The organism is Rothia sp. HSID18069, from assembly GCF_003989155.1.
Lineage (GTDB): Bacteria > Actinomycetota > Actinomycetes > Actinomycetales > Micrococcaceae > Rothia > Rothia aeria.
Genome location: NZ_RBMG01000007.1, coordinates 1 through 6,740 on the forward strand (window position 1 = coordinate 1; position 6,740 = coordinate 6,740).

A 6,740-nucleotide genomic window follows, 5' to 3' on the forward strand; every position below is an offset into this window, starting at 1 on the left:
CACTTGGTGTTGACGCATTTTCCCGAGCATCTTTAATCTTCCCTCCATATGTTTTAGCCCCGGCAGTAAAAGCAGACTTGGCTGTGTTCACCCCAACCTTCTGAACCATCTTCTGGGCCTTCTCTTCAGCAGACATCTTCTGGTCGAGACCAAGAGCCATCGCATCAGCCCCATTACTCGTAACCCAGTCATTCGCGTAATTCCGAATGTATGGGCTATTGAGCTTACCAACTGTCTTTCCAGATTCCTTCGCCAGGTCAGCTGAAGCAGCCATACCATGGTTGATGCCACCACCAACACCGCCAAAGACAAAACCACCCGCGAACCCCATAACACCTGCTACCGCCTGATCCTTAGGGTTCCACTGATCTGTCGTTGCCGCATACTTCACTGATGAGATCGTAGCGTCTTTAGCCCCCTCTTGGAGGCCAGCTCCTATTACCTTCCCGCTCAGCTCATCAACACCACCTTCAAACGTCTTACCGTAGAGCTTGTCACCAACCCAATTACTCGCTCCGTTAATATACTTATTATTCCTGGCTGCAGAGACAACCTTAGTGTTTCCTATTCGGGTGATCCCAGCGTTGATTTTATCCGATGCTTTCACACCCATTTGTACAATCCGAGAAACTGATTTGCTGCCAGTTTCTGCCGCTTTTTCTGCTGTCGCCATGCTTTTCGCCACTGCGGCACCCTTCGCGAAGATACCGCCAACGACACCGCCTGCGGCACCGGCAAGACCACCAATCAGAGCGTCTCGACCGACGGTGCTCCAATCAACATCTTTACCTTCCATCTTCTGGGTAATCACCGACATGCCGCCGCTCATCAGAGCACCCGATGCAGCGCCCAGCAGTACCATACCCAACGGTCCCGTCGCCACAGCAGCAGCCGTCAGAGCAAGACCCACAAAGAGCATGGCACCAGCAGCAACATAATCCCCAAAATCTTTCCAGGCTTTATCCCTAGAGTATTTCTGGAACTCATCCGGCGACATCGGTTTCAGACCCCACGGGTCCATTAGCCCTACCGGGTTGTTCCCACAGAACGCATATACATCCGCGAAGAAACCAGTACCCGGCACCTGAGCCAACGGGTCTGTCGAGAGAAAACGCTTCGAGACACCATCAAAGACACGGGCACCCATCACATCCAAACCGGCAACACGCACAGACCCAGCACCGGTAAACGAGAACCCGGCAGGAAGCATAGATCCCCACACACCGCTATCATCCGCACTCGAGGTAAGCGGAAGACCGGGAATATTCATCCCCTGAGCATCCGGTGCAGAACCCAGCATGGACGGCACAGCCCACGGGTCAAAACCACCGGCAATACCAACCTGGGAGAAACCGCCGTCAGACCCGGGAGCAGGCATGCCGCCAGCACCTAAAATCTGTGGCATAGCAGCATCCGGATCCCACAACAACGGCGTCGAAACACCGTTACCCCCGGCTACCTGGGCAAGTTCACCAGTCACATCAGTCACCATACGAACCCGTGATGCAGCTTCGCCACCGTGAGCAGTCACATACGTATCCGTTACCGAAGCCAACCCGGAATACGCACCCCAAGCGTACTCACGAACCCGTTGTACGCCCCTGTCATCGGTGATAATCTCACGGGTACGTTCACCAGCGGCATTGTACTCATACGTGGTCACTGTCGTGAACATATGCTCTACTGTACGGTCGGTAGCAATAATTTCGGTGAGTTGGTTCAAACGGTTATAGGCGAACGAACGTTCACCCGACAGTACCCGCGAAGTCTCCTCAGGCTCGCCCGTGCCACCGGAATGACGCCAAGTGCGCTCAGAAACCATGAGCCCGGCCTCGAACACCCATTCAAACTCCAGATCACCAGAACGAGAACCCGTGAGCTGACCGGCAGCATCATAGGTATACACCACCAGCCCGTCGGCAGAATCCAAGCCCACAATACGGCCCTGCTCATCACGAATAACCTCGGTATGCTCCACCGAATCCGCCCGCGCCGTGTTCTCACGCGAGTACGAGCACACCAAACCGGAGACATCGTCAAACTCCCAGCGCGAGAGAATGTCGCCTAACTGGGCACGGATCAGCCTGCCCATCGCATCGTAGGAATACTGCGCCACCGGGCTCTCACCGTGAGCGTCTTGATCAGCGCGTGACATACTCACCACGCGGCCAGCACCATCATAGGCAATTGCAGTCTCACCATACGGGGTCACCATGCGCGTGCGGTAACCGTCGGCATCGTACCCCAGCGTGAGTGTGTACGCGCCCGTGTTCGTGAAAGTATTCAACGCCTGAACCTGCGCATCTACATCCGCCGTGCCAGAGGGCTCACCCGCAGTATCGGTCATCACGCCCGAACGTGAACGTTCCATCAGCAAACCGCGTGCATCATACACAAATCGATGCTGCACAAACGCGTCCTCAGACGCATTACCGTCAAGGGCCTGAGCACTGGCGTAATCGCGCACCCACACGGTACGGCCTTGATCCTCGATCCCAAACTCTGCAGCCTTCACACCATCAACACAGGTGTGTGACAGGCGGCCACCGGCAGCGTAATCATAAGTATGCGTATACTCGCGTACACCATCGTGAGCACGAATCAGACGGCCCGCAGCATCATAGGCGTACTCCTGCACCGATTCATCAACCGTACCCGCAGCCTTAATCACACGCACCAGACGATCTAGCGCGTCGTACTCATAGTCGGTTACCTGGCCGGTGGCATCGACAACACGGCAAACCTGCCCGGTTGCGGTATACGAGAAATGCGTGCGGAACCCCAGACCGTCCGCTGCCTGGATAATCTGACCGGCAGCATCGTACTTAAACCTTCGCTGCCCGAAAGCACTATCGCGCACACCAACCAGGCGACCGCACAAATCGTACTCGTACGATGCCACACGTACACCGGCTTCCACACCGGTCACTCGGCCACACACATCATAGGTGATCTTCTCCACCGTACCGTCAGGGTTAACACGCCTGATAATCTGCGAGGCGGCATCATACTCCAGCCGGGTTATCGCCCAAGCAGAAGGCTCAACAACCCGCGAAACCCCCGCTTCATCGGTGTACCGCCCGGGAGTATCCAGGCCAACAGCATGAGAGATCACCCGCCCGGCAGTATCATACTCATAGGTCTCGATACGGCCTTCAGCAGAGATCACCCGCAGCACACGCCCAGCAGCATCACGCTCATAACAGGTCAGACCACCGGCAGCATCAAGAATCTCAACCGGGCGACCAGCAGCATCATAAGTGATGAACTCGCTCTCAACATCGGCCTTCTTCGCAGAAGACCCACCCCGGGCGCGCTTCTGCTCAGACGTAACCCGACCAAAAATATCCGTGTGAATGAACGAGGACGAGAACGCATCCGCGATCTCCTCAATACCGCGCTGACGATCTACCCTGCGTTTAATTTCAACACCGGTAGCATCCGTCACCGACGACAACTCGCCGTTCAAATCATAGGAATACCGGGTAGCAGCACCGCTCGGATCAGTAGCCTCAACCAACTGAGACAAACCATCATAAACATACTTCCATACAGCACCGCTGGCGGTAGTGAGGCCAACGAGATTGCCCCACGTATCAAAAGTGCCTTCGGTCGTGTGTCCTAGCGGGTTGGTGACACTAGCAATTTCCCCGCCTGCATTGTAGGTAAACCGGATAGTGGCACCGTAGGGGCCCGTTACCGAAGTGGGAAGATTACCACAACCCCCAGACGTATTGGTGCTATTACGCACCAGCGCGGGTAGGGAATCTACAGCAAGCTCGGGGTACGCAAAAGTCCAGCGGGCACCATCTGCGTTTTCGATACTCGCAAGCGCGCCTGAAGAATTGTACGTCGCCGTACCGCGACGACCAAGCGGATCTATAACCCCAATAACACGTCCGTGGTCATCACGTATCAAGGTTGTAGTATTACCCGCACCGTTTGTCACGAGCACGAGATCACCGTAAGCATCGTACTCGAAGGTTGTGGATACACCCGTTGGGTCAGTGACTCGGGTAAGAAGACCCCTGTCGTCCCAGTCATAAAGCGTCTGAGCACCGTCTGCATCGGTCACAGCGCTTGGGTTTGGGTTCATCGAATCCGTATATTCATAGCTCACGGTCATTGGCGTACCCAGATTGCGGGGATCACGTGCATCCCGCACAGATACGCCGGTTATACGATCGTGTTCATCCCACCCGTAGGTATAGTCGGTACCCTCGGGGGTACGTTCACGCTTCAGCCTGCCTCGGTTATCGAATACGCGCGTGGTCCTAGAGCCATCGCGCTCAGTAATACCCACACGGTTTCCGAAAGAATCGTACCGCATGGTCTGTCGGCTGCCGTCAGTGGCGGTGATTCCGATCAAGCGTCCCTTGGAATCACTTGTCCAGAGGTTAGAGTTATCTCCTGTTTCAGCATCCGCCACGATAGTAACCAAGCTTGGGGTATAGGTGTACGAAACTTCACGTCCATACTCGGTGAGCTGGTGAACTACCCGGCCCAGTTCATCGTAGGTGTTGGTAACCTCTACAATCCCGTTGGCGTTGATAACCTCACGGATAAGTCCGGCATCCGTGTGAGTATACGAACGGACACCCGCATTTGTTGATACACCCGTCAGATGCTCACCCTCATACGAATATTCTGCGGCCATTAGCGGCGTATCGGCTTCGGTACCGGCCGTGTTATAGGTATAAGCACTAATCGGGCGATACTCGGGAGCTTCAGTGCTTTGAACTAGCGCTTCATAGTTCACACGAATCCCGCGCTGGGATCCTGGATGCACCAGATCTGTAACCTGTCCCTGCGCGTCACGGAATGCGACCACAGTATTTGATGGGTGCCCGTCGGTAGCACTCACCCAATCCCCAGAAGCGCTGAACCCAAAGGATTCGTGAGCGTTATTCATCACGATCCAATAGAAGGATTCCTGCGTGAGAGCTTGATCTGCGGATTCATCTAAGCCACGAGATTTCTTGAGCTGTTGCTGTGTTTCACGCTGCGATGCTTCAACTCGCGCATATGCATCAGAGCCCGGTTCTGCCCTCGTCAGCCACCATGCTTCCCCGGAGGCACGCGCGAATCCTTCACCTTCACGCGCGAACGTGAGGATGCGCCCATCGGCGGTAAACCATGATGCTTTGTCGGCATCAAACTCAAGACGCTGATCCAGGGTAGAAGACCATCCGATGCCAAAAACACCCGAAGGAATATCTTGCGAGTTAGTCACAGCCAAGCTGTTATACATACGTTTCAGGTTCAGATTACGCGCAAAAGTTCCCGGGAAAGAAAGGTCGGTTTCAGGCTCAATGAAGTTACCCGTTGCCACGTTTACCGGATCATTCGCGAAGCCAGAAGTAGGGATTTCGCCCGTAACCTGAGCAGGATGAACCTCGATTTTCTGAACCTGAGGAGCACCAGTTCCACGATCCTGCATACGCTGATCCAGATATGCATTCGAGACGGTTTTGATTTTACTGGCGCCAGACCCAGCATCCCTAAAATCCTGGGCAACTCCAGAAACCCAGGTATTGACCTGGTTGCTCTGTTGAAGCCACCCCGCCATGCTGTTGATTGTTTCGCTGATATCGAGCGACCCGTGATGGCACGAACTTGTGTATGTGTTTAGCGCATTCGTAATGTCGGTATGCTTGAGCCCTGCTTCGTTGTCGTAGGATACACAGGCAGTATTGTAGCCGTCGAGGTTCTCTGGAATAGCAGAGGAAGTGCCGCCAGATGCATCAGGGGCGCCAGCATTGACATCGCGCTGCGGGGCAGAGCCAGGCTCAGCAGGTTTCGACGGGTTGGGAGCATAATCGGGACGGTGTTTGTTGAGAACAACACCATCCCAAGCTTGCTGCACACCGTTGCGGTTCTCCCACTCCCGAGCTTTCTTACGGTTTTCGTTTTCAACATGCGCGCACTCTTTGATGTAATCTACCAGCTTCGCGCCATAACGGAGCATCGCCACAACGTTGGCGGAGTTATTGGCAAGTTGTACGTGGCACATATGAAAGTCGTGGGCGTATTTGCCCTCAAATTTATCTCGCGCAGTATCAAAAAGACCGTCTCGCCCGCCCTGCTGGGTTTCGATAGTGTCTGCGGCAGAATTCAGCGCATTTCTGAGGTTATCGGATGCCCCATCATCAAACTGAACGTCAGGCATAGCGTGCGGCTTATCCGCCGTGCCGATACTCATGTTGTCGTCAACAGAGCTTTGCGGAGGATCAACATGTTTGAGCTCGGGCATAGGCGCAGGCTTACCGCCCAAAGAACTAGGTGAACCGCTGTTTTTAGGGGCGGTAGGTTCAGGGCGGACGTGCGGCATAGCTGCTCCTTGTATGGCCGTAATTACATCACCAAATATAAAGGTAATATTTATAAATATCTCAAAATTACTACAAAAAACATATATACTTTAACCTCTACATAATATTTAGTCAAGGCTACTTGTGATGAGTAGTAGATTGATACATTATGTATCGATCCGTTACTGAAGCAAGGCATTGTTTTGAAGAATGCTGCTCCGAAAGTAGCACAGGCTGCTGCTGAGGGTACCCAGACGACGGTGCCTCGGGTTGTGCAGTTAGGTGTGAAGACGTCGGATATGCTCAATGCCGGGATTTCAAAGGTGGGGGCTTTGAAACCGGTAGCAGCGATGCGGAATAGTAGTGTTGTGAATAATGCAAGTAACTGGGTGGGGTGGAAATTCTATGGTAAGACGGTCAGAGATGCTA

Annotated in this window: 2 protein-coding genes; one reads left to right on the forward strand and one right to left on the reverse strand. The window is 54.1% G+C overall.

The window, feature by feature from the left end:
- Nucleotides 1-6,331 (reverse strand): DUF6531 domain-containing protein (locus D8M41_RS11250; RefSeq protein WP_126927052.1); only part of this gene is annotated, 6,331 nt, incomplete at its 3' end.
- Between the two features lie 183 nt (nucleotides 6,332-6,514).
- On the opposite strand from D8M41_RS11250, the gene D8M41_RS12045 reads away from it, so the two are divergent.
- A partial coding sequence (locus D8M41_RS12045; protein WP_238693530.1) for a hypothetical protein occupies nucleotides 6,515-6,740 on the forward strand: 226 nt, incomplete at its 3' end.